General features: G+C 42.4%; 26 protein-coding genes and 1 tRNA gene. 12 read left to right on the forward strand and 15 right to left on the reverse strand.

Annotation, left to right across the window (positions count from 1 at the left end; all coding sequences use genetic code 11):
- Positions 1–94 precede the first annotated feature (94 nt).
- Positions 95–1,051, reverse strand: coding sequence for a bifunctional helix-turn-helix transcriptional regulator/GNAT family N-acetyltransferase (locus tag BGP15_RS06395; RefSeq protein WP_070564440.1), 957 nt, complete (start codon positions 1,049–1,051; stop codon positions 95–97).
- A gap of 172 nt (positions 1,052–1,223) precedes the next feature.
- Between BGP15_RS06395 and BGP15_RS06400 the strand changes: the two genes are divergently transcribed.
- Positions 1,224–2,003, forward strand: a complete 780-nt coding sequence (locus BGP15_RS06400; RefSeq protein ID WP_083295870.1) for a class I SAM-dependent methyltransferase — start codon at positions 1,224–1,226, stop codon at positions 2,001–2,003.
- A 62-nt stretch (positions 2,004–2,065) separates the two neighbouring features.
- Here BGP15_RS06400 and BGP15_RS06405 read toward each other — a convergent pair.
- Positions 2,066–2,139 (reverse strand) — tRNA-His (locus BGP15_RS06405).
- Positions 2,140–2,341: 202 nt separating this feature from the next.
- On the opposite strand from BGP15_RS06405, the gene BGP15_RS06410 reads away from it, so the two are divergent.
- The gene (locus BGP15_RS06410; RefSeq protein WP_046676305.1) at positions 2,342–2,902 is read left to right on the forward strand and encodes a DUF4230 domain-containing protein; all 561 of its coding nucleotides are present in this window, start codon (positions 2,342–2,344) and stop codon (positions 2,900–2,902) included.
- 138 nt (positions 2,903–3,040) lie between these two features.
- Here BGP15_RS06410 and BGP15_RS06415 read toward each other — a convergent pair whose 3' ends face one another.
- Positions 3,041–3,256 carry a hypothetical protein gene (locus BGP15_RS06415; RefSeq protein WP_046676306.1) on the reverse strand — a complete coding sequence of 72 codons (216 nt, stop codon included), beginning with the start codon at positions 3,254–3,256 and terminating at the stop codon, positions 3,041–3,043.
- A gap of 214 nt (positions 3,257–3,470) precedes the next feature.
- On the opposite strand from BGP15_RS06415, the gene BGP15_RS06420 reads away from it, so the two are divergent.
- A complete protein-coding gene (locus BGP15_RS06420) occupies positions 3,471–4,127 on the forward strand; it encodes a response regulator transcription factor (RefSeq protein ID WP_070564434.1) in 657 nt (218 codons plus the stop codon).
- Positions 4,128–4,157: 30 nt separating this feature from the next.
- The gene (locus tag BGP15_RS06425; RefSeq protein WP_070564431.1) at positions 4,158–4,361 is read left to right on the forward strand and encodes a hypothetical protein; all 204 of its coding nucleotides are present in this window, start codon (positions 4,158–4,160) and stop codon (positions 4,359–4,361) included.
- 106 nt (positions 4,362–4,467) lie between these two features.
- Here the strand turns inward: BGP15_RS06425 and BGP15_RS06430 are convergent, their stop codons facing one another.
- Positions 4,468–4,719: a Rho termination factor N-terminal domain-containing protein gene (locus BGP15_RS06430; RefSeq protein WP_070564428.1), complete on the reverse strand. Its 252-nt coding sequence runs from the start codon at positions 4,717–4,719 to the stop codon at positions 4,468–4,470.
- An 88-nt stretch (positions 4,720–4,807) separates the two neighbouring features.
- Entirely contained in the window at positions 4,808–5,362 is a 555-nt protein-coding gene (locus BGP15_RS06435; protein WP_204991153.1) for a type 1 glutamine amidotransferase domain-containing protein, read from the reverse strand.
- Positions 5,363–5,526: 164 nt separating this feature from the next.
- Here BGP15_RS06435 and BGP15_RS06440 point away from each other — a divergent pair, with 164 nt between their 5' ends.
- Positions 5,527–6,504, forward strand: coding sequence for a glycosyltransferase family 9 protein (locus tag BGP15_RS06440; protein ID WP_286769011.1), 978 nt, complete (start codon positions 5,527–5,529; stop codon positions 6,502–6,504).
- Here BGP15_RS06440 and BGP15_RS06445 read toward each other — a convergent pair.
- The 5 genes from BGP15_RS06445 to BGP15_RS06465 are packed head-to-tail and all read right to left on the reverse strand — an operon-like array spanning position 6,458 to position 12,415.
- Complete coding sequence (locus BGP15_RS06445) at positions 6,458–7,522, reverse strand: glycosyltransferase family 9 protein (RefSeq protein WP_286769012.1); 1,065 nt, start codon at positions 7,520–7,522, stop codon at positions 6,458–6,460. The two genes, BGP15_RS06440 and BGP15_RS06445, sit on opposite strands and share 47 nt — an antisense overlap.
- Before the next feature lie 28 nt (positions 7,523–7,550).
- A complete protein-coding gene (locus BGP15_RS06450) occupies positions 7,551–9,044 on the reverse strand; it encodes a PfkB family carbohydrate kinase (protein WP_286769013.1) in 1,494 nt (497 codons plus the stop codon).
- Positions 9,022–9,606, reverse strand: a complete 585-nt coding sequence (locus tag BGP15_RS06455) for a D-glycero-alpha-D-manno-heptose-1,7-bisphosphate 7-phosphatase (protein WP_286769014.1) — start codon at positions 9,604–9,606, stop codon at positions 9,022–9,024. The genes BGP15_RS06450 and BGP15_RS06455 overlap by 23 nt, the downstream gene beginning before the upstream one ends.
- A complete protein-coding gene (locus tag BGP15_RS06460; protein WP_286769015.1) occupies positions 9,603–11,462 on the reverse strand; it encodes a glycosyltransferase in 1,860 nt (619 codons plus the stop codon). The genes BGP15_RS06455 and BGP15_RS06460 overlap by 4 nt, the downstream gene beginning before the upstream one ends.
- Positions 11,459–12,415, reverse strand: coding sequence for a glycosyltransferase (locus BGP15_RS06465; protein WP_286769016.1), 957 nt, complete (start codon positions 12,413–12,415; stop codon positions 11,459–11,461). Before BGP15_RS06465 ends, BGP15_RS06460 begins: the two co-directional genes overlap by 4 nt.
- Before the next feature lie 226 nt (positions 12,416–12,641).
- Between BGP15_RS06465 and BGP15_RS06470 the strand changes: the two genes are divergently transcribed.
- Positions 12,642–14,129, forward strand: coding sequence for an MFS transporter (locus BGP15_RS06470; RefSeq protein WP_286769017.1), 1,488 nt, complete (start codon positions 12,642–12,644; stop codon positions 14,127–14,129).
- Between the two features lie 9 nt (positions 14,130–14,138).
- On the opposite strand, the gene BGP15_RS06475 is transcribed toward BGP15_RS06470, so the two are convergent.
- Positions 14,139–14,873, reverse strand: a complete 735-nt coding sequence (locus tag BGP15_RS06475) for a metallophosphoesterase family protein (RefSeq protein ID WP_070564402.1) — start codon at positions 14,871–14,873, stop codon at positions 14,139–14,141.
- A 1-nt stretch (position 14,874) separates the two neighbouring features.
- Positions 14,875–15,618, reverse strand: a complete 744-nt coding sequence (locus BGP15_RS06480; RefSeq protein WP_112374748.1) for a nucleotidyltransferase domain-containing protein — start codon at positions 15,616–15,618, stop codon at positions 14,875–14,877.
- A 232-nt stretch (positions 15,619–15,850) separates the two neighbouring features.
- Here BGP15_RS06480 and BGP15_RS06485 point away from each other — a divergent pair, with 232 nt between their 5' ends.
- From BGP15_RS06485 to BGP15_RS06505, 5 genes are all read left to right on the forward strand, one after another.
- Positions 15,851–16,336 (forward strand): DUF421 domain-containing protein, encoded by a 486-nt coding sequence (locus BGP15_RS06485; protein ID WP_112374749.1) that lies wholly within the window; start codon positions 15,851–15,853, stop codon positions 16,334–16,336.
- A 61-nt stretch (positions 16,337–16,397) separates the two neighbouring features.
- Complete coding sequence (locus tag BGP15_RS06490) at positions 16,398–17,069, forward strand: DUF6766 family protein (protein ID WP_286769018.1); 672 nt, start codon at positions 16,398–16,400, stop codon at positions 17,067–17,069.
- Positions 17,070–17,094: 25 nt separating this feature from the next.
- A complete protein-coding gene (locus BGP15_RS06495; RefSeq protein WP_286769019.1) occupies positions 17,095–17,331 on the forward strand; it encodes a hypothetical protein in 237 nt (78 codons plus the stop codon).
- A gap of 162 nt (positions 17,332–17,493) precedes the next feature.
- The gene (locus tag BGP15_RS06500; protein WP_046676320.1) at positions 17,494–17,700 is read left to right on the forward strand and encodes a hypothetical protein; all 207 of its coding nucleotides are present in this window, start codon (positions 17,494–17,496) and stop codon (positions 17,698–17,700) included.
- Between the two features lie 30 nt (positions 17,701–17,730).
- On the forward strand, positions 17,731–19,872 hold the full coding sequence (locus tag BGP15_RS06505; RefSeq protein WP_286769020.1) for a mechanosensitive ion channel family protein: 2,142 nt from the start codon (positions 17,731–17,733) through the stop codon (positions 19,870–19,872).
- A 6-nt stretch (positions 19,873–19,878) separates the two neighbouring features.
- Here the strand turns inward: BGP15_RS06505 and BGP15_RS06510 are convergent, their stop codons facing one another.
- Both BGP15_RS06510 and BGP15_RS06515 read right to left on the reverse strand, forming a co-directional pair.
- The gene (locus tag BGP15_RS06510) at positions 19,879–20,379 is read right to left on the reverse strand and encodes a hypothetical protein (RefSeq protein WP_286769021.1); all 501 of its coding nucleotides are present in this window, start codon (positions 20,377–20,379) and stop codon (positions 19,879–19,881) included.
- A gap of 76 nt (positions 20,380–20,455) precedes the next feature.
- On the reverse strand, positions 20,456–21,064 hold the full coding sequence (locus BGP15_RS06515) for a DUF4142 domain-containing protein (RefSeq protein ID WP_286769022.1): 609 nt from the start codon (positions 21,062–21,064) through the stop codon (positions 20,456–20,458).
- A 465-nt stretch (positions 21,065–21,529) separates the two neighbouring features.
- Here BGP15_RS06515 and BGP15_RS06520 point away from each other — a divergent pair, with 465 nt between their 5' ends.
- Positions 21,530–22,183 carry a response regulator transcription factor gene (locus BGP15_RS06520; protein ID WP_046676323.1) on the forward strand — a complete coding sequence of 218 codons (654 nt, stop codon included), beginning with the start codon at positions 21,530–21,532 and terminating at the stop codon, positions 22,181–22,183.
- A 63-nt stretch (positions 22,184–22,246) separates the two neighbouring features.
- Here BGP15_RS06520 and BGP15_RS06525 read toward each other — a convergent pair whose 3' ends face one another.
- On the reverse strand, positions 22,247–22,636 hold the full coding sequence (locus BGP15_RS06525; RefSeq protein WP_112374752.1) for a hypothetical protein: 390 nt from the start codon (positions 22,634–22,636) through the stop codon (positions 22,247–22,249).
- Between the last annotated feature and the right edge of the window lie 127 nt (positions 22,637–22,763).

Consider the following 22,763-nt stretch of genomic DNA (forward strand, 5'->3'; position numbering starts at 1 on the left):
AAATTAATTAAACAAAAATGCTTCCCTAAAAAAGGAAGCATTCATTCGTTTATCTGAGTTGACTCATTCCAGTGTATGTTTCTGCTTCTCAGGGCTATTTTTTTAAATCCAGTTCCATCTGGATATTACAGCGTTGATAAGTACTTGGAAAGCCATTGATTTTTTGAAAACCTAACTTGTGATAGAGATTGATCGCAGGTTTTAAAATGGTGTTGCTCTCGAGAAACAGTTTTGAAGCCCCTAGAGTCTTTGCTTCTTCAATAATTGCTTTTCCCAAAAGATAGCCTATATTTTTGCCCTGCACTGTTGGGGAAACCACCATTTTTGCCAATTCATAGTCAAAATCGGGATGATTCATTTTGATAAGTGAACATACACCTACGGGCTTGTCATTATAAAGCGCAACCATAATTTTGCCGCCTTTTGCCAAAATATACTCCTCAGGGTTGTCAAGTGCTTTATGGTCCGCCTCTTCCAATTCAAAATAGGTGGAAATCCATTCCTCATTCAAGGACTTAAATGCTAAGCGGTAGGCTGGATTGTACGGTACAATGTTGATATCCTTACTTTCACGCATTTTCTTTTGCTCTTGCACCCGTTTCAATAAGGATTTTTGTTCAAGGAGAAATTCCCATTCCGCTAAAGCTTCCCATAGATTGTGCGTAGCTTCCTGGATAATCCCATCAATGGCACGATCGATATCGATACATTGAATTTTCATTCTTTCCCATAGCATTTTTCCTTTATTACTCAATCCAACCATATTTCTCCGTTTATCCATAGAGCGAAGGTTATCTTCAAGTAGGCCCGCTTCTATCATTTCTTTAACGATTTTAGTGACCGATGGCTGGGAGTGGCCAATCTCTGTTGCTATATCAGTAATTGTCTTGGAATCACCTTCAGATAAAATAAAGAATACGGGAAACCATTTGGGTGCAAATTCAATCTGATAAAGCTCGTGTATCCGGGCGGCTTCTTCTGTGATGTTGGAAGCCATGTAGCGCAATCTGCTACCTAAGGCTATTTTTCCTGTTTTTTCAAATAATTCCATCGTATTATAAGTAATTATATAACTAGTTATGTAAATGTAGGAAAATAATTTGAATGTTTTAAAATTGAAGTTTAAAATTAGACTGGAGAAAAATATATCGTTGCTTTTTTCGTTATATTTCAATAAATTCAACACATAAAAAACCAGAACCCCTTAAAATAGACCGAAGGACATGAACGAGTTAGAAACTTATTTCCGAAATAATAATGCGAAGCTAATCAATAAATGGATGCATTATTTCGATATATACGACAGACATTTTAGTCGTTTCAAAGGCAAAGAGATCGTGGTGTTGGAAGTTGGGGTTTTTCAGGGTGGAAGTCTGCAGATGTGGAAGAACTATTTTGGCGATCGTGCTAAAATATATGGTATTGACATCAATCCACACTGTAAGGAACTCGAAGAAGAAAATGTCGAGATCTTTATTGGTTCGCAGTCCGACCGGAAGTTTCTGCGTCAGGTAAAGGAATCTATTCCGCCGATCGATATATTGATTGATGATGGGGGCCATACGATGAAACAACAGATTGTGACATTTGAGGAGCTTTTTGATCATGTGAAAGACAATGGCGTATACCTTTGTGAAGATTTACATACATCTTATCAGGTATTTTATGGTGGTGGCCATAAAAGGAACGGTACTTTTATAGAGTATAGTAAAAATTTTATTGATTACATCAATGCTTACCATTCCGAGCAACGCGGATTGAAGGTCAACGGATTTACGCGTTCGGTAGGGTCTCTACACTACTATGATAGCATCCTGGTGGTGGAGAAACTTCGAAGGGATGAAGCGCCGATCCATATGAAAACAGGGGCGGCGACAGTGAAAGATTTCAACGCGGCTCCCACAGGATTCGATGGATTAAAATGGAAGATTAAAAAACCTGCTTTAACCGTGATCAACAAGTTGCTCCGCTTTTTCCGTATTGGCGGGTTTATGTGGCGCTAACAGACGGGAGCAAACAGACGGGACTAGAAACAAAAAAGGCAGATCATTTGATCTGCCTTTTGGGTAAGTAATCGGGCTCGAACCGACGACCCCTAGAACCACAATCTAGTGCTCTAACCAACTGAGCTATACCTACCGTGATTTTGATGTCACAAAAGTAGTATTATAGCTCATATGTTCCAAATGTTTTTTAAACTTTTTAACTAAACAATTGTCTATCAAAAGGTATAATTTTCAAGTATGCCCATTTAGTGGCCCTGAAGAATAATATTGAGGTAATATTTTCAGGTTAAATGTCTAAAAAAGCAGCTTGGTCTTTAATTTGTATAGTATAGTTTATGGGAAAATTTTTAAAATTTTTAATTATCGTAGCCATTTTGGCAGTTGGCGCCTGGTTTGTGTATCATAAATATAACAGCGGACCGACAGTGGAAAGTAAACATCAGCTGTTGGTGGACCGTATTGAAGCCATGGGAAAACTGGAATTGGTCAAATACCGTTACAGTGATGTTGTAGAGCACAAAAACGTGAATACTTTTTTACCGGATGCAAGTGTATTACTCATCGTGAAAGCAGATGCTGTAGGCTGTGTGAATCTGACGAAACTTAGTCCGGAAGATATCACGGTTTTGGGGGATTCGGTCTCCATCAAATTGCCGGCTCCAGAAATTTGTTACATCAAGATCGACCACGAGGCGTCCAAAGTCTATGATACGAAAATGGCTTTCTTGCGCGAAGCAGAGCTCGTGGATGAAGCTTATAAAGCTGCGGAAAAAGCTGTTGCTGATGATGTAAAGAAATCGGATATCCTGCAGCAGACCAAGGCCAATGCAACCACCGTTTTTAAACCGCTCTTACAGGGATTGGGATTTTCGAAAATCAATCTGACCTTCGAATAGTGCCCAAATAAAAAAGCTAGACAATGTTTACATTGTCTAGCTCTCTACAATAAATCTAATCTCCAGCCATCTCACGACGGGAGGACGTCATAATTATGCTATTATCAAGCCAATAACAATAGCCAAGTCACATTCGTTTTATTTTTTTGTCGTTGTATCCGGCTGTGGTGTCGGCGGGATTTCTCCACGGGATTCGGCAGATGTGGTGTCGCGATATTGTATCGTCGTGGTATCGTTGGGAACGGAATCACGCATCAGTTCCTGTGATTTTTGATCATCAGTTTTAGCGCCGTTACATCCATAGGCTGCTAAGCATAATAGACTGACGGCAATTAATTTTGTTGAGTTTTTCATATTATCTATCGTTTAATCATGGCATGCCACCTGCATGCACTTAGTAGGAGAACAAAGCTCAGGTCAAAAGCGTTTCGGTTTATATATTTGCTATTATGATAGAAAAAGAAAATCAATCTTATATTCTTTATTTTTTAGATAAATTCAATTGTAAAAAACTTTTTACAATTGGGTGCTGTTCCTAGAAGTAAATAAGTTCATTAAACAGATAGCTATGATTCAGATAGTGCTTGTTGACGACCATCATTTGGTAAGAAGTGGTTTTCGGCTGATTTTAGAAACGCAAGATGACATTACTGTTTTGGCTGATGTTGAAAGTGCTGAAGCAGCTTTGGATGTGTTGAATGTCGATCAGCGACCAGATATGATCCTTACGGATATTAATATGGGTGAAATGGGCGGGATAGCCCTCATTGATTTCGTTAAACAGAAATACCCCGATATAAAAATCCTTGCCTTGACGATGGAAAATGACAAACACATTGCCGCAGATGTATTGCGTGCTGGAGCAGATGGCTATTTAGTGAAAGATAGTAGTTGTGATGAGGTACTTTTTGGTATACGGCAGGTTGCCAAAGGAGAAAAATATATCAGTGGTTCCTTAAGTGTTTCCTGCCTTAACGATTATAAAAACTTTGCGGACAGGGCTCCAGACCTAAATCGTGTTTTGTTAAAATATGATATTTCAGAGCGCGAATTGCATGTCTTGGAACTTATCGCACAGGGATACACCAACGGCGAAATTGCAGAGCGTATTTTTTTGAGCAAACGTACAGTGGAAGGGCACCGACAGAAACTGATCGAGAAAACGAATACAAAAAATACAGCTGGTCTTGTCAGCTTCGGTTTTCATCACATGCTCTTACATTGATTAAACAATAAAAACAAAAAATAGAGGAATATGGCAACAAAAAATGAAAACCGCGTCGTCGGAACCGAAATGGAAAAAAAGAAAAAGGTCAAGTTAGGTGTAAATGGAGAGACACTGCGAGATGTAGGCGATAAGGATCAGGGCGATGCCGAGGCCGGAGTAGACCCGCAGGTGGATCAGTTGAACGAGATGCCCAATGATCCTACAGATAGGCCAAAAGAAAGGAAGAAATAAGAAAGACCCGCATTTAAAATTGCGGGTCTTTCTGTTAAGCTTAGTTTCTAGCTGAAAATCTGTATCTATTTTCAGGACTAATCAGCACTTGTCCGTGAATGACATTCTATTTTTTGCCCTGCTTCTCAATGGCTTTAGCAAGTTCATCTTTCGTCATATCGTGACGCCCGGTGATCTCCATTTTCTTTGCCATTTCCAAGAGTTCAGCTTTGGTTTTATCAGAACTTCCGTTTTGCGATCCTTTAGACGCTGAAGCACTTTTTCCTGTTGTTGTTGCTGATTTTTTTTCTTTGTTAGCGTTGCTGCTTTGCGATTGCCCTTTGGCAGTCGTATGGCTTGAACTTTTTGTCGTATTCATAATATACTGTTTTATGTGTTATTTATATGCTGAACATGTTACAAGATCTAAAGGTTGGCCGATTTTATACGTTATTGAAACTGTACTACTACGCTTTGTTCTTTTTTTCTGTCGCAAAAGCTTTAATGATGGCTTTATTAAAAGCGGGCAGATCGTCGGGCGTACGACTTGTAATAAGTTTGTCGTCAATCACCACTTCACTGTCTTCCCATAATGCGCCTGCATTAATCAGGTCCATTTGAATGGCTTCAACGGACGTTATTTTTTTATCACGCACCAGATCCGCGTTAATCAGTAATTGCGGTCCATGGCAAATGGCTGCGATCGGTTTATCCCGTTCCCAGAAAGCATTGATCAATGCAATAGCCGTTTTATTCGTCCTCAATTTATCAGGATTGATGACCCCGCCTGGTAGCAGCAATCCGTCATATCGATTCTCTTCTGCCTCCTGCAGAGCAACATCGACAGGATAGTCATTTGACCATTCATCTCCATTTTTTGCCCGCACTGTTCCTTCAGCCGGTGATATAATGTCTGTTTTGGCGCCTGCATTTTCCAAGGCTTCCTTTGGGCTAGTCAGTTCAATTTCTTCAAATCCATCCGCGACCAATATCGCTATCCGCTTATTCTTTAAATTCTCCATATCACTAATTTTATTTACGTTCTTTCTATACTTCAAGAGAACGGATGTAAATCTGCGAAGGTTTGAAATAATATGATTTAGCGTAGGAAAAGCGTTTTGATTGATAAAAAGGAATAAATCAAACCGTATTTCTTTGGGGGTTGTCTATCCTTAAAATCGATGGTATGTTTAAGATAGCTATTTTTCGGGCCCTTCAGCTGGGCGATCTCCTGTGTTCCATTCCCGCCGTCAGGGCATTGAAGTCGCATTATCCCAATGCCAAGCTCTACTTTATCGGCTTGCCCCATATGCGTACATTGATGGAACGCTTTGATTGCATCGATGAATATGTGGATTTTTCCGGGCATCCGCAGCTTCCCGAAATTGCATATAATCCCGACAATCTTGAACGATTCGTCAAGCAGATGCAAGCGGAAAAATTTGACCTTCTGATTCAGATGCAGGGAGATGGAACTGTGGTGAATGATTTTTTACAGAGTTTTGGGGCAAAGCGACTGGTAGGATTTCAACCAACAGCTTCAATTGACGACCCCGACTGGATGACTTATCCAGGAAAGCTTCACGAGGTGAACAGGCACCTAGCTCTTATGGAATTTCTAGGTTTAAAAATTCCAAATCGTACAATGTATTTCCCCTTATTTCCCGAGGATTGGGAGGCCTATAGGAAAATAAAAGCTGAAATAAACTATCCTTTCGTTATTATCCATGTGGGCAGTCGGGACGCCAAACGACGCTGGCCTATTGAAAACTTCGGATTTCTTGGGACCTTAATGCAGCAAATGGGATATCAGATTATCCTGACTGGGGTAAGTGCTGAAGAATCTTTGGTCAATGAACTGCAGCGCTTACTTGAACGACCTGTGCTTAACCTCTGTTCCAGACTTGATTTGGGTACGCTTGGCTGTCTTTTGAAGGAATCGACTTTACTTGTATGCAACTGCACAGGAATATCCCATATTGCCGCTGCCTTAAAAGCAAAAAGTGTGGTCATAAGTCTAGATGGTGAGCCCGAGCGTTGGGGGCCACTCAACACAGCACTGCATACCACTTTTGATCTGACCAAACCTATCGCCATGGAGCGTATTGTACGCGAGATCAGACGGGTCCTTCCGGCGCTGTCTGTTTTTGGGAGTAATGCTTAAGTAATGAATTCAATTTATCCATGATATTTTCAACACTTAACGGTGTCATTCTAGATGATCCATTCTGCTTATCGACAAAGCTGTTAATCGTATTTTTGGAGCGCAGAGCAGGGTCGACGGGGTAAAGGATAAAGTCAGTATCCTGCGACCATGGGATATGCTGCGGGTTTGTCTGAGCGTAAAGGACCAACGTTGGTTTTTGTAGCGCGCAGGCAATATGAGCAACGCCCGTGTTGACCGTGAGCACAGCATCTGCATGTGCTACGAGGAGTAGGAGATCATCAATTGTCGTCTTTCCAATAAGGTTAATCAGATTTTCCCTTACGAGTTCTGAAAAACATGATCTCAGGTAATCGTTGTATTCCTTGCCAACAAGTATGACCTGAAATGCTGAATCAAGTAGCTGCCGCGTCAATTGTTGTGCGACAGCACGGGGAATTCGTCTTTTTTGCTCCGAAACATCACAATTGACAATAATCTGTTTCCCTCCACGAAAAGGAATTAAATTCGATAATTGACCTCGGGGTACAATTAGGCTGGGTAATCGATTGATCGACCGGCTGATGCCAAGCAGTCTGACCAGTTCGAGATCACGTGCTATTTGGTGCTGTACCTCAAACAGGGGTTCTTTGTCTGGTATCCAATGGGTAAGCAACGTATAGGGATTCTCGCGCATATAAGCCGCTCGCAGGGGGATTTCCGCTAGATATGCCAACATGATCGAAGCCATTGGATTTTGGCTGTATACGTTGAAGATAATACAACTATCAAATTGCCGCTTTTTAATGGTTTTAATCAATGCTTCAGTCGAAGCAACCGTGTCATGCGCGCTCAATTTCATCCAAGGGGCATCGTATTGTATATAGTCATCGACAGTGCCTAGGTAGGGGATAATGGGAACAGCCATTTCTGACGCAAGTAATGTGATTTTACAATTTCCATTCGCTGATTTAATTTCCTGAAGCGCTGCATTACTCATGATCAGATCGCCCATATTGTCTAAGCGAATGATCAACATGTTTTTACAATCTTTCCAAGTCCCCATTTTAGCTGATTTTCTTTAACAGTTGATTGTCCTTTTCCTGCACCCGCTGAATGATTTTAGTAGTCGACTGCTGATGGACATGCGGAATAAACACGAGTTGTGTCCCTAGTATTTGCAGTAGCCCTTGTTCGGCCAGTTCTTTATTTTGGTATGCTTCACCTTTTACAAAGATATGCGGTTTAACCTTCTCGATGATCGGGATAGGGTTGTCCGATAATTCATCACCAAACGGTACAATATAATCTACAGCTCCAAGCGCCCGCAATACTTCAATTCGATCGTCAAGCGAATTGACAGGTCTTGTTGCTCCTTTTAAACGTCTGATGCTCTCGTCTGTATTGATGCCGACAATCAAAATATCACCCTGTGCCTTAGCTGCACCGAGGTAATGGGCATGGCCGGCATGGAAAATATCGAAACAACCGTTGGTGAATACGAGTTTATTTTCTTTCCGAAGTCCATCGCATAGTGCTTCAAGATGATTCAGGTCGGTAATTAATTTATCATCTTTGTTCGTAAGGCGCTGGGCTAATTCCGTGCAGCTACAATGTGCTGTACCATTTTTTTGTATACCGATCTGTGCTGCCTTTATACTCAGTGCTATCGCAATATCCGCATCAAGTTTATTATAGTAAGCCAAGCAAAGCACGGTCAGAAAGGTGTCGCCAGCGCCGGAGAAATTACCTTCTTTTAAAGCAGGAACCCGGTAGTGCTTTGCTGAACCACCTTTTTTAGACAGGATGACACCATCCTTATCGAGGGTAAGTGCCACCCAGTTCGCCTGCGACAAGGCAGCTAGGCTTTCTGGCCATTTCAATGCTTGTGTTAGGCGGTCATCCTCTTCTTCCTGGCTCAGGATTTTTCTTGCTTCGTCATAATTGGGCTTAATTAAGTCGGGATTTAGGCATGCATACTTGTCGTAATCTTTGCTGTCTATGGCAATAATTTTGGGCTCAACCTGCTGTTCTTCGGCGAGCAGCACAATGAGCTCATCCGTGATGTTACCTTTTCCATAATCTGCAATAAAAACAATGTCGGCATGTTGAAGGGCTTTTTTTACCGCTGTCAGATATTGGTTGGCCAGCGCTGCACTAAAATGATACTTCTGACCAATATCATAACGAAGCAGACAGTGTCCATCTCTACGTAATCGTGTTTTTGTTAGTGTCTGACAATTTTTATTATAGAGCAGGCCACCCGTGTCAATTCCCTGTCGCTGCACACTGCGTGCTATTGTCTGTCCACTGCTATCGTCGCCCAACAGACTAACGACCGACACGACGGCCCCCATATTGCTGAGGTTCGTGATCACATTCCCGGCTCCGCCAAGGCAATGTTCTACGGATTGGACATCGAGCACGGGTACGGCGACATCGGGAGCAAGCCGCTTGCATTCCCCATCTAGATAAATATCCAGCATACAGTCTCCCAAAACAAGGACCCTTGGATTGTCAAAACCATTTTCGACAAGTTTATTTAATGCTATATCTTTCATAATCTAATTTTTCTGAGTTGATAAGTTGCGCCAATCCGTAAAAATCATCTACGATGAAATCTGGTGTATATTTAGGATCAGAAATTCGCTCCTGTTTCCTTTCTTCCTGGCTTCGGTCTACCAATATGGTCCTGCAGCCTGCCGCACGGCCGGCGCCGACATCACTTAAAATATCGCCGATCATCCAAGATTTTTTTAAATCTATGTGCAGCTCTTTGGCTGCCCGGTAGAGCATGCCGGGTAAAGGCTTACGGCAGGAGCATTGCGGTTCGTCCATGACATCGCCGTGTGGACAATAATAGATACCGTCTAATTGGATGTGCTCATAGCGGAGTAGTTCGTGCAATGCTGAAAAAGCGACATCCAAATCTTCAGCTGTAAAATAACGTCGGGCTATACCCGACTGATTGCTGATAACAATGAGCTTATAGCCCCTTTTTTGTAACCCTCTTAAAGGCTCAAAAATGTCGGAATAACAAACGATGCGTGCGGGATCAACGTTGTAGGGAACATCCTTAATCAGCGTTCCATCCTTATCCAGAAATACAGCGCTCTCCATCATGATGCGATCAATTTATTATGTATAACGAAGTGTTCATTTTTCCTGCTCAGATTTGCCATCCGCTGTTCCACCAGTGCGCAGAGCTGGTGAATAATATGTAGCTGTACTTCCTGAATACGGGCCGTGTGATCGGAAGGAACTATGAGATTATGATCTCCGAATTGCGTGGCCTCGCCACCATCTTTTCCCAACAAATTTGCACAAATGACCCCAGCTTTACTGGCTTCTTTCAATGCGTTTAGGATATTGGGCGAGTTGCCACTTGTACTTAAACAGATCAGCATATCTCCTGGTTGCCCAAGTGCCTGTACCTGTCTTGCAAATACGCTTTCGTAGCCAAAGTCGTTTGCCCATGCGGTGAGAACCGCCACATCAGCGTTAAGCGAGATCACCGGATAGCCGGGACGCTGTGGTATTTCAAATCGACCCACGAGCTCGGCAGCGAAATGCTGGCTCTCCGCGGCACTACCACCATTGCCGCAGATCATGATTTTTTTACCTTCACGCAAGACGGAAACCATTTTAGATGACAGTCTGGCTATGCCAAGCGCCAAAGATTCTGCCGCTTTTTCGAAAGTCTTTGAGGAACCCAAAAAGCTCTGCCTGATCTGCGTAATTGTTTCTTTTTCGGCATCCTGAGGCAAACATTGTGCATAAAGCTGCGCAATACTTTCGCTGACCACTTTCCACGTAAAGGATTTAACATGGCGTAGAGAATTAACAGAAAATTTCAATCGTTTACGGTCGTTATTTATCAGGTCAACAATCGCAGCAGACAATTGTTGTGGCTGTTGTGGCGCTACCAAAAGGCCGGTTTCTTCATGCCTTACCGTAAACGATATACCGCCCACATCGGCACCAATTACGGGCGTACCACAGGCCATGGATTCCAACGGAGTAATCCCGAATGGTTCGTACCACGGCGTGGTGATAAAAAGCTCACTTGCAGCATAATAGTACCTAAGCAGATCACGGCTCTGTTGTCCCGTGAAAATGACCCTATCTTCCACTTTTAACTCGATACACAGATGATGCAGACGATCAAATTCTGCGCGGTCTTCCGCTGTCGTCAGATTTCCACCAACGACCAATAGCCGCAATTCGGGCAGCGCATGGTGCGCATGGGAAAAGGCTTCGATCACATTGTCTATTCCCTTTCGTTTCACCATGCGACCAAGTTGCAAAATGTAGGTGTACGCGGAATCAAGTCCAAGCTTTTCCTTTGCTTCGGTGCGATCTGTTGGATGAAAATCAGCCGGATTAAAACCACAGGGAATAATTTCTATTTTATCCTGTGGCGCCTGATAATGTTGAATCAAGTCCTTCAGATCGTTTGGGCATTCGGCAATGACGCGTTCGGCTGCCCAAATGATATCTTTCTCAATTTTTTCACGAATTTTCGGAAATTTGTCTGAGCCCCCCTGGTGTAAGCGGCGCACCGCACCTAGGGCATGAAAAGTAATAACAAAGGGGATATGCAGTTGTTTCTTGATTTCCATGGCCACCATACCTGACAGCCAAAAATGCGCATGTACCAACTGGTAGCTCAGCTGGTTAGCGGTCATAAATTCGATTGTATGGGCGGTAAATTCATCGATATGTCCATAAAGCTCTTCCTTTGGGAGTATATCTTTGGGGCCTGCGACAATATGAATGACCCTTATATTTGGTTTCCAGAGGACGACCCCTTCTCGGCTTGGATGCTCACATCGCGTATAGATGTCTATTTGATTGCCCATCAAAGCGAGCTGCATGGCAACCTCGGCAACATAAACGTTTTGGCCGCCGCTGTCTTTACCTCCGAGGGTCGCTAAGGGTGAGGCATGATCACTAATAAAAGCTATTCTTTTTTTCATGATAGTATATATTGATGAATTTTTTCATTAATTAAATTCTCCCATTGTTGTCCAAATCGAACTATGTCGAAAAGCTCTTTTGCTTTCTGCTGTGCGTTTACACTGAGCTGCTGTGCATGTTGGGGATTATTCAGCAGCATTTTCATTTTAGCGATGAGCTCTTCGATCTCTAAGCCGATATAGCCTGTTTTTTCATTTTCAATAATGGTAGAAAGCTCTGTGGTAGCCAATCCAACGATGGGAAGACCCACCATCATAGCTTCGCAGATTGCTAAGCCCAAACTTGTGTACCGTATTGGATTGAAAAAGAAACGATAGTCTTTAATAAATTCGGGTAGGCGCGGATGGAGCACTTCACGAAGCCCATAGGGTTCGTTACCCATTCCGATGAGATCTAATGGTACATGCTTTTGTACATACTTGAAAATATCGCTACCTAGCATGCGTCCACGGGAGGGAAGGTTGTTGATAACGACAATCCCTTTTTCCAATCGACCATTGTAAGCGACATCGTGTGTATCTACACCATGTGTGATGACACGTACATCCGGAATATTTGCCTTCCACATTAACTGGTTGAAGTGTGTCACATGCACCAGTGTAACGGCTGGATTGGTGACTGGATGAACTTCATCACAGGGATGCTGCCATGGCGGGTCGTGTTCAATATAGATACGAGGTAACTGTTGCTGCACTTCAGACAGGATCAGATATTGATCTTCCAAGTAATTTTCATCGCATTGAAAAAGGATAAGATCTAGGTCGAGATTACGCACTTCGCCGGCAGGAACTTCAATCACATTGTCGCCAAAAGGGAAGGTTGTTCCCCGTCCGCCATAGCGAGGTCCTCTTTCGGGCGTATATGGAATATATAAGATATAGTCACCTTGGGATAAATAATACAAGTACGATCCATGGATATGCCATGTTAATACGCGTGGTTTGTGTGTCATAAACAATTTTTAATTTCAACAATGGAAAAACGCCGTTTTTAGCGATTCAATTTCGCAGAAGGAAACGCGTTTTTAACCTTTGCTTAATGAACGGCTGTGGTAACGACTTGGTTGGATGGACTAATACCCAATTGTATGTTGGAAGTACTTCGCCGAACGTATTAAGCTCATTAATTCATTTTAAGGGAACTAACATCCTGGAGCAGCTGTTACATGAGAAAAGGCTATGGATCTCAGACCGGTACATCATCTCGAAACACAAGATATTGACAAAAGCCTCCGAATGGTCATCATAGACGGTGTATGTTCAGAGGTTGTTGTCTGTTTGAGCAGCGGTGTTATTTTGGTCGGAGCAGGTTTGTTGATGGGAGCAAGTAACTTTCAGCTGGGACTGTTGGCGGCCTTTCCAACCTTATGTAATCTTGCCCAGCTGTTGACCATTCTCGTCATGCAGATTTACCCGAATCGGAAAGTAATAACCGTATTCGCTGTATTTCTTGCAAAAATGCCTTTGGTCCTGGTTGGGCTTTTAATGTGGCGGGAAGTCGATTTCTCTTTTACGACCTTGCTCAGTTTTATGTTCATCCATTACCTTCTCAGCGCGATAGGTGGCGCAGGCTGGAATTCCTGGATTAAAGACCTCGTTCCTGAGGAACGTTTGGGTACTTATTTTTCCAAGCGCACGGGCATCATGCAATTGACGAATATTACAGTTAGCATCATTGTCGCAGCGTTAGTTGACTATTATACCAATCATGCCGTTATGCAACTACCAAAGCTCTACGGCATATACTTTTTAATCGCAGGGGCTATAGGAGCAGTTGGTGCCTTTTTTTTGGTACAGGCCAAAGAGCCCAAACAACAGATGTCTGGGGGACATTTGGGAAGTTTGTTGCTACAGCCGCTTAAAAATAAAAATTTTAAAAATTTATTGATCTTCAATGCGGCTTGGTTGTTGGCGATTAATTTAGCGATACCCTTTTTTACGGTCTTTATGTTAAAAACACTGGGGCTTTCGATGAAAATAGTCATCCTGCTCACTGTTGTCAGTCAGATAGCCAGTGTCCTGGGCCTACGCTTATGGGGAAACCTTTCGGATCGTTATAGTAACAAAAGTATTATCTACCTCACAGCACCCATTTACATTTGTTGCATTTTATTATGGATATTTGTCGGAATCTATTCGCCTGCAGTGCCCAATTTACTTTTACTCCTATTTCTGCATATCATGACGGGAATCTCCACTGGAGGCATTAATCTCGCCCTCACAAACATTGGCCTGAAACTCGCTCCCAAGACAGATGCAATTGTCTATATCACTGTAAAAAATATGGTCGCTTCGTTTTTTACAGCCTTGGGACCTATTTTAGGAGGATTGTTAGTTGATTATTTTGCAACTCGCGAGCTTCAGATTAGCATCTCCTGGAAAAGTCCCAACCTCCAGACTATCGCCAAACTGATCTATCTGCATGAATGGAATTTTCTATTCCTTATTGCCGCACTTCTGGCATTTATATCGCTCCGTTGGCTGGGAAAGGTAGAGGAAAATGGCGAAGTAAGTCCACAGCTTGTCAAACGTATTATGAAAAAACGTTTTCGTGCCGGATTGAAAGAAAGCCTACTTGTGGGGAATATTATCACGCTTCATACCCAACTCAAGCAGATTGTTAAACGAAAAACCAATGCATCAGATAACGCAATTTCGGACGAGTAAAAAATAATGCTAAATATCAATGAATGCAAAGCCGGCTTCACTTCCATGCTGGGCCATTAAAACGGGCACTGCCACATTGTAAATCGGTATTCCAGAAGGGGACAGGGCCTTGAATTTTCCGGCATGCGCATGCCCGTGGAAGGCAGCACTTACTTTACGCCGTTGCAAAGGTTCCATTAAATGCGTTGACCCTAAAAAAGGATAAATTTGCTCGGGCTCACCTAAAACGGTTTCAGCAATGGGCGCGTAATGCATTAAGGCAACTTTTTTTATGTCTGCATGTTCTTGTTCGAGGCGCGCCAAAGCTCGATCTAAAAGCAACGATTCGTTTACAGCTTCCTGCACAAAACTTTTCATGGCATCTTCACCAAACATTGATAACATATAACGGTCAAAACCACCGCCAAAGCCCTTTACGCCAGCAAAACCAATATTTTCGATCACGATAGCTTCACCATCCAAGACCGTAATTTTACTGTCTGTCAAAATTTGGCGGATCTGCTTTTGTCGTCCTTTCTCATAGTCGTGATTTCCCAGTACGGCGATGACTGGAACCTTAATGGATTGGAGTTCAGCAACAAGTAATTCTGCTTCTTCTTCATCCCCCGTATCCGTTAGATCACCGCAAAGTAAAAGGACTTTAGCCTTTTCCGAAATCTCCTCAAATTTGGTTTTCCATTTTCCGTGCTGGTTTGCATTCATATGTATATCGCCCAATGCGGCTATGGTTGTCTTCTTGTTCATATTAAACAGTTTTTATTGTGTATGACTTATAATCCCATTCTTTAATATCAATTTCATATTGCGTTTGATCTATCAAGGGTCCCAGACAAACTTTCTCCAAACAAGGAGGCAATTCATATTGATCCGCTGCGCGTTTAATGAGCTCATCAAATAAGTCTTTTGGGAGAATATCGCGATAGTCATGCGGATAAGTAAACTGAAAGATGAGCATTTGAGCCAACAAGAGGTGCCAATGTTGATCCATTCGCGTTAGTAAATGGTTCCAGTCCAAACTTTTTCCATATTTTAGCCAAATATGGTTAATATCGGCGCTGTCATGCCGCTCTCTGTTTTGTACATATAGCTTACACCATACTAGCTCTTCTGCTGGTACATAACGTACATCAGCATCAAAAAGAGTACCTTCAGGTGCTCTGTCAAACCAATCCTGCTCAACAGTGCAATTGTGATTAACACTATCGAAAATAATATCAATGAAATAGGGGTCTTTGTAAATCTTGGCGAGCCATCGCACATCTGTCAATTCGGTCTCATAACCATTAGCGGCAAGGTGTTTAAGAATTTTTGGGTATTCGCTGCTTTTGCAAAAGATATCCATATCCTTAATAGGCCGTATGATCCCCGTGTAGTGAAACATGGCTAAACCACCGCCCACCATAAATTGAGCTCCGCTATCCTGGAGCAGCCGCAATGTATCCTGAAAGAAGGCGAGACAATCTTCAGGTGGATTATCTAAATGAATCATATCGTTTGCTTTTCTTAAAGACAGTCAATTAAATGCAGTAGTTTGTTGACTGTCGATGAAAACGTATTATCCGCCTGTTGAATAGGTAAAAGTACTCAATTTGAAAAATGAGGGAACAGGGAAGGCTCCTACCGATGTTCTGAGATAAAGTAGGCTATTTTGAAATAAATAAAGAGCACATTGCTTCATGATGAAGATGGGCGTATAACAACGATCTAAACGGTATAAAAATATGGACAGTTTTTTTGGCTCTGGTGAAGACCTAACGATGATACAAATGGGGGCGCGTGCGTTTATGATGTTTATCATCGCACTTTTTTTGGTTCGATTGGGCGGAATTCGAATTCTCGGCCGAAAGTCTGGAGTAGATTTCGTCATCATTATTATGCTAGGTGCGGTATTAGCGCGGGGAATAGTTGGCGCTTCGCCATTCCTGTCAACCGTGTTTGCCGGCTTCGTGATGATTATTGTCAATAAAATCCTAGCCCAGGTATCGGCCAGGCTTCCCTATTTGGGTAATATGGTAAAAGGTAAGCCCGCTGTTTTATACAAGAACGGTAAAATCCAATGGGATCAAATGGACCGGTTGGGGGTAAGCCGTACTGATCTACTGACGAGCTTGCGGTTAGAGACAAATAGTAAGCACCTCGATGAAGTGGATATGGCTTTGATGGAGCCGAATGGGCGAATAAGTTTTATACTCAAGGAAAAGGCATAAATACTTAATCGTTAAGTTGTTATTGAAGTTATATGTACTTAATAATAAAATAAATCTTGCTATGGAAAACAAGAAAAATTATTCTTTTTTTTATCGTAATGGCCTAAGCCTGGTGTTTGCAGCGCTTTTTGTCTTTTCCCTAGGCATGCAATGTTTTACGGGTTGGAAAGTACATAATGAAGAGTTGCTGGAGGCCAATCGTGCACCACTGGACATCATTGATTATTTGAGCACAGGACATTTTACATCCGCAACTTTTGAAAATTTCGAGAGTGAATTTCTTCAGATGGCGATGTATGTGATTCTGACGGTGGGATTACGCCAATGGGGCTCTGCTGAATCAAAAAAAATAGGGGAAAAAGAAGAGGTAGACCGTGAACCGCAGCCCGGCCCGAATACGCCTTATCCTGTTAGAAAAGGTGGCTGGCTGTTGAAATTATATAGTTCATCGCTATTCATTTGCTTTGCGCTACTTTTTTTGGGGAGTTGGGTTATGCACTTTTATGGAAGCTGGAGACAGCACAACACCGAACAGCGGCTTGAAGGTTTACCGGTAGATGACGCATGGACGTACCTCATTATGCCTAAATTTTGGTTTGAAACTTTCCAGAACTGGCAAAGTGAATTTTTGTCTGTTTTGGCCATTGTTGTATTCACCATTTTCCTACGTCAAAAAGGATCACCTGAATCAAAGCCCGTTGATGCTCCACATAGCGAAACGGGGAAGGGGTAACGAATAATAATAAAAGGTAAAAACTATGATTAAATATTTGTATTTGGCCATCGCATTCGCAGCTGTGGCAGCAACATCTTGCGATAATAGAACCAAAAGTAGCGAAGAGGAGCAGAAAGTAGATACAACGGTCAACCAAAATGGTCTACCATTAGACAATATTCACCGTAGCCGTGGAAAAGATACGACTAAAAATAAGGCTGGGACAGCACATGAAGCTGTACCATTAGACAATTTGGATCGAACTAAAGCTGAGGATTGAACAGGCAGCGTTGAGTAACATGAACACCTGTTTGTAGACGTTTGACCTGTTGCGTACTTCTACGATAGGGAGATATTTTTACTTAAATGCGAACTAAAGAGAACCATTGTTTTTTTTGCACTGTTCACTTTTCGAATAATTTCATACTTAAACTCAAAACATATGAAAAAGATTAGTTTATTGATATTGGCAATCCTTGGACTATGGGGATGCGGCAATAGCAGCAATAAAGGCAATCAGGCAAACGGCAGCTATGATTCCTCCAATACACCCGATGATGGGCAGGTTGGTGTTGGTATAAATGACTCGCTTGGCCGGGACAGCACCGATTCTTTGCAGCGGCAGCCTTCTCCGGCTAAACCCGATTAAACATAAAGACAAATTAAAACGTAAAAGATTATGGGCTCAATAATTTGCGCCATGCTAAGGCTAAGCTTGGTCATCCAGCTTAGCCTATTTTTTTATACGATGCACGCTCAAGAGGTCGATTCCGTTGAGCGATCGAAGGATTCGGTCAGTATTCTTGATTCGTTGCCGAGTAATCCACTGGCCTCGGCGAGAAACTTTTTGGAACAATGGCGTGAGCAGGTTGATCGTTATTATACTGGATTGGACAGTGTAAAGCGAGGAGTCGCCTGGCAGCGGCCGGATGATGGTCGGCTCGTGCCCAGTCAAGTACAGCAGTATATCAGCCTGGTTAAACCCGCTGTGCATGATCTACAGGGAAAAGTTACGGTGTTGCGCAAGCAAACGGTGCCCCAGGACTCCACGGCCAACTCATGGCGGGCGGTGCAAGATAGTGCCGCAACACTAGAACGTGATATTGAATCGCTCCTGTTGGACATGCAAGACCTTGGCGACAAGGCCGAGCAGCAGCAGAATGTGACTCAGGCAGCGCAAGAAGGAACCTTTTGGTATCACTGGAAAAGTATAATACAAAAGAACCTGGAGCAGGATGGACTATCGCAGCGTTACTACGATAGTGCCTGGGATGGTCGTTTCCTCCTTATCCTACTGAGCCTTATTTATTTTTATTGGCTTTATCAGATGCGCAGACGTGCCATAGGGGCCGAAGAGACATTGCCCTTACATCGCAATCAACCGTGGTGGATTCCTGTCCTCAAGTTTGCGGTCTTTTTCCTTATTCTCCTGCCACTGACTTCCCTTAGAATCCCCGTGATCGTGCTCGAATTGAGCTATCTGCTTATTTTCGGCTTTCTATATCTTTTGATTCGCCCGGAGTTATCCAATCAGCATCTGAAGATGATGCAGTATGTATTTTTTTATTATCTATTGGTACTTGCCAGCAATCTAGTGCTGGATACAGGTTGGATGTCGCGAATTATTGTCATGTTGATCAATTTATCGGGTATTTGCCTGCTTTGGCACCTCGGGCGGAAGGTCGACGGAAAAATACCTTTTGATTATCTGCGCCCCTTTTCACGATGGTTACTGCTAATTATCAGTATGGCAGCCATTATATTTAATCTGTTTGGTTTTCTAAATCTGGCCCGTACATCCAGTATCGCTGGAGCTGTAGGGCTATTGCAAGCATTCTCCCTGCATGCATTCCGCGACATGCTGTCTCATGATTTACTCAACTCTTATGAAAATTCGAAAGAAGACCGTTTTATAAATCGCTTTGATAAGCAGAAGATACTTGCCGCACTCCGTCGTATTATTGGCCTATTTGCGGGTATATTGGTCATTATTATCTGGGCCAACACCTTGCATATCACAAGTGAAATTCGTCGACTTGGGGATCGCTTGTTAAATAATACCCACACCATTGGTGGTGTTAATTATACGTATGGCGATGTGCTTTTAGCATTTGCAGTCATATGGACAGCAAATTGGATACAAAAAAATTTAAAAGACCTTCTTGATCAGCCCGACGCGAAAAAAAATCAGCGTCGAACAGCCTTATTACCACTCGTGCGTGTTGTCATTTTTATTGTTGGCTTCCTCATAGGAATACGTATTCTGGGGTTGGGAGTTGACAAGCTGACCGTCATTGTCGGTGCATTAAGTGTGGGGATAGGTTTAGGCCTGCAGAATATTATCAACAATTTTGTTTCAGGTGTGATTTTGGTATTTGAACGTCCGTTTAAAGTGGGAGATTATGTGGAACTTGCTGATAAAAAAGGGCAGGTCATGCAGGTGGGTATCCGATCGAGCACCTTATTAACAGACCAAGGGGCCCAAGTTATTATACCAAATGGAGATCTCCTTTCCGGTCGCCTGGTCAACTGGACGTTCGAAGAATCGGATATCCGTCTGAATCTTCAGTTGACCATCGTTACGGCACGCAGCATCGAAGAGTGGAAAAAGTGGTTGGAAGATACCATTACTAGCTTTAAGGAGATCGACAGAAGCCTGCCCATGAAGATTTTAACAAAGGATATTACAGCCGATGCCTATGTTGTATCAATTCAGGTAGGTATACAGAACGTGCGACAGATTGAATGGTTTAGGAGTAAGTTTCTTGAGCAAGTTAAAGCCGAAGCCGCACTTCATGATTCAAAAGTTACCTCGGCTTAAACAAAATTAGTTACTTCCCGAACGATAATAGATCCAACCTTGCAACTGTTCTAATTGATTTGGTATTTTCAGATCTACGAGGGTATTCATTCCGAGTTCTTGGGATAATTTTCCGAATGCATCTAGTTCATGGACTGGGTAGAATATCGCGTGTTCATTGGGCATGTCTACATTTCCCTGTAAAAAACGGTAGCCCTCGGCATGTAGATTATCGATAAAGGTGTCGGTAACAGCCGCTAGGTAATGCATCATTTTATTAATCCAGGTAAGTTCATCTTTAACCCGCATCGGATAGTGTTCATGCACAAAATCGAGGATCAGTTGTTCGCCCTCCATATCCCAGCCGTCGCGAATCATCGCTAGCCCCATGGAGCGCACTTCTTCCTGATAAAAATCCCGTCCATAGCTCATTTTTATTTCGCCTGCAATAGGGCTTTCTTCAATTTTGGCACGTAGCGCCATTTGTCTATTAAGGAGTTCGTGTATGTAGTCGAATGTCTGTTCCATGTGATGTAAGAAATAGCGAAGGACAGAGCCGTAATGGCTTTGTCCTCCGGAGTGAATTATTGGAAAAAATATGTTGTTATTTTAATGTCGGTTTTGGTACCTTATTCTTGATTGCTGGGGATGGCGCATTTGGTGTAATGGGCATGTCACTTATCGAAGGATCTGAAGGTTGCCAATTTTTAAGCTGATCAAGGTGCTTTTCGAACGCCGGAATTTTATCGGTGGCAAATTTCTTCAGGTCAGCATCTGTAATTGCTGTGCCTGCGCTTGCATCTTTGAAAAGTGAAATTGCATCTTGATGGCTCTTAACCATCAGATCAGTGTAAACGCGGTCAAAATTGGCTGTGTCGGCCTTATTGAGTTGGTCGATCATGGCTTTATAATTTTGATCGTCACTCGTACGCAGCTGCCAATTTTTATTTTTTACAATGGTCGATAGTTCATTTCCTGCAGCGGTATGGTCATCAGTGATCATCTGTGCATATTGTTTGATCGTTGGGTTTTGCGATTTAGCAAGAGCAATGCTTGCCGCCTGCAGTTCGAAATTGTTGCTGGCCGTGGCTTTGCTGGCAAAGTCCAGATCTCCAGACTGTGGCTGAGCGGGATTACTGTCTTGCGCCTGAACGAAAACTATACAGGCGAGGGTGGCTAGTAATATTCCCAGGGTTTTTAAAATGATTTTCATGATACTATTATTTAAATGTTAACGATTTTTTCTGTTTCGCGTATTATTTCCCTTTCTTCTATAATTGATGACGATATAGGATGCTAAGAAAATAAAGACGATGCCAATAATGATGGATGTAAACATATGTTCTTCTTTCGTTGTGTTTTCAAGTGAACAGCGGCGAGGAAGTTAGCGTTTGAAAAGAGCCTATTTTGCGTATTTAAAGCAAAAATTGTGGTGCTTACGCACACATATCGTACTAATTCCCTCGTGGAAGAATAGCGCGATTTCAATTATTTATATGCTCTAGCAGAGACATCTCTCACGCCTTTCCAGAAAAAAGAATGCGGCGGCGGTCAAAATCTTTCCGTTGATGTTATGTATGCATTTGCCAAGAGCTATTTTTTTTAAAACATTTTTGGCTTGAAAGCTGTTTCGTTCAAAAATCAATCACTAAACGAAAAAGAAAGAAAACAGATAGCTATGACACAGTTGCTTTTGGTAGATGACCATACGTTAGTACGATCCGGTTTCCAATTAATATTAGAGGCGCAAGAAGATATAACTGTAATTGCGGGGATGGAGAATGGTCAAAAAGCCCTGGAATTTCTCAAGGGAGCCAAACCGGACATCATCCTGACTGATATCCATATGGAGGTAATGGATGGCATTCAGTTTATACAAGAAGTAAAAAAACATTATCCAGCCATAAAAATCATTGTTTTATCTATGGAAGACAATATCCAGATTGTTCAGGAGGTTTTAAATCTTGGCGCTGATGGCTATTTATCGAAAGATTCCAATGTAGAAGAGATTTTATTCGGAATTCAGCAGGTAAAACGTGGGCAACAATATATCAGTGCAGCATTAAGTATTGATTTGATCCGAAACTTATCAAAGTATGCGCAGTTGGATATTGATCGTACAGCAATAATGGCACGATACGACATCTCTGAACGCGAACTGTCTGTATTGGAATTGATTGCGGAAGGACATACAAATGCGGAAATAGCTGATCAAATTTTTTTGAGCAAAAGGACCGTAGAGGGCCATCGGCAGCAATTAATTGAGAAAACGGGTTCGAAGAATACGGCGGGACTTGTCCGTTTTGGTTTTCAGAAAAAGTTATTAAGATAGGATAGGGCGCAATGAACCCCGACACTGGAAAAAGAGCGGGGTTCTTCTGTTTTTTTGTCCACGTTATAGGGGTGTTGCATCTAAATCAGAAGGTGTTGTCACCGGTTGCGTAGGCAGCCCTTCCGCATCATTAGCACCCTCGTTTTCATCTCTTTCATCTTCTTCTGGAAATTCATCTTCACCTGCTGAACCAATTTCCTCATCGAAACCGAAATCATCCTGGCGGGGTATTTCAGGTTCTTCTGCATCAACTGCGAAGTCTAATTCTTCATCCGTTTCCAAATCTTCCTGATCAATTTCGGGTTCCTGATCCGGTGTATTTTCCGGTAGTTCTTCTTCATGCTCTTCCGGAATATCGTTCGGTAGATTTTGGGGGCCTGATTGTGCTACAATCGCTAAAGCGAGGATGGCCATACCTGGACGGACATCCTGAACTGTACATTTTTTATTCATACTGCGTTTAATTTATAATCGTTTGTTGATGAACCACTGTTGTTGCCAGATCGTTAACTGTGTTAGTACGCATTGTCATATGATTTGTACGTTAATTATAGCGTTATTGTTCGCTATCATTTAAATT

This window comes from Sphingobacterium sp. 40-24, assembly GCF_001899705.1.
Classification (GTDB): Bacteria; Bacteroidota; Bacteroidia; order Sphingobacteriales; family Sphingobacteriaceae; genus Sphingobacterium; species Sphingobacterium multivorum.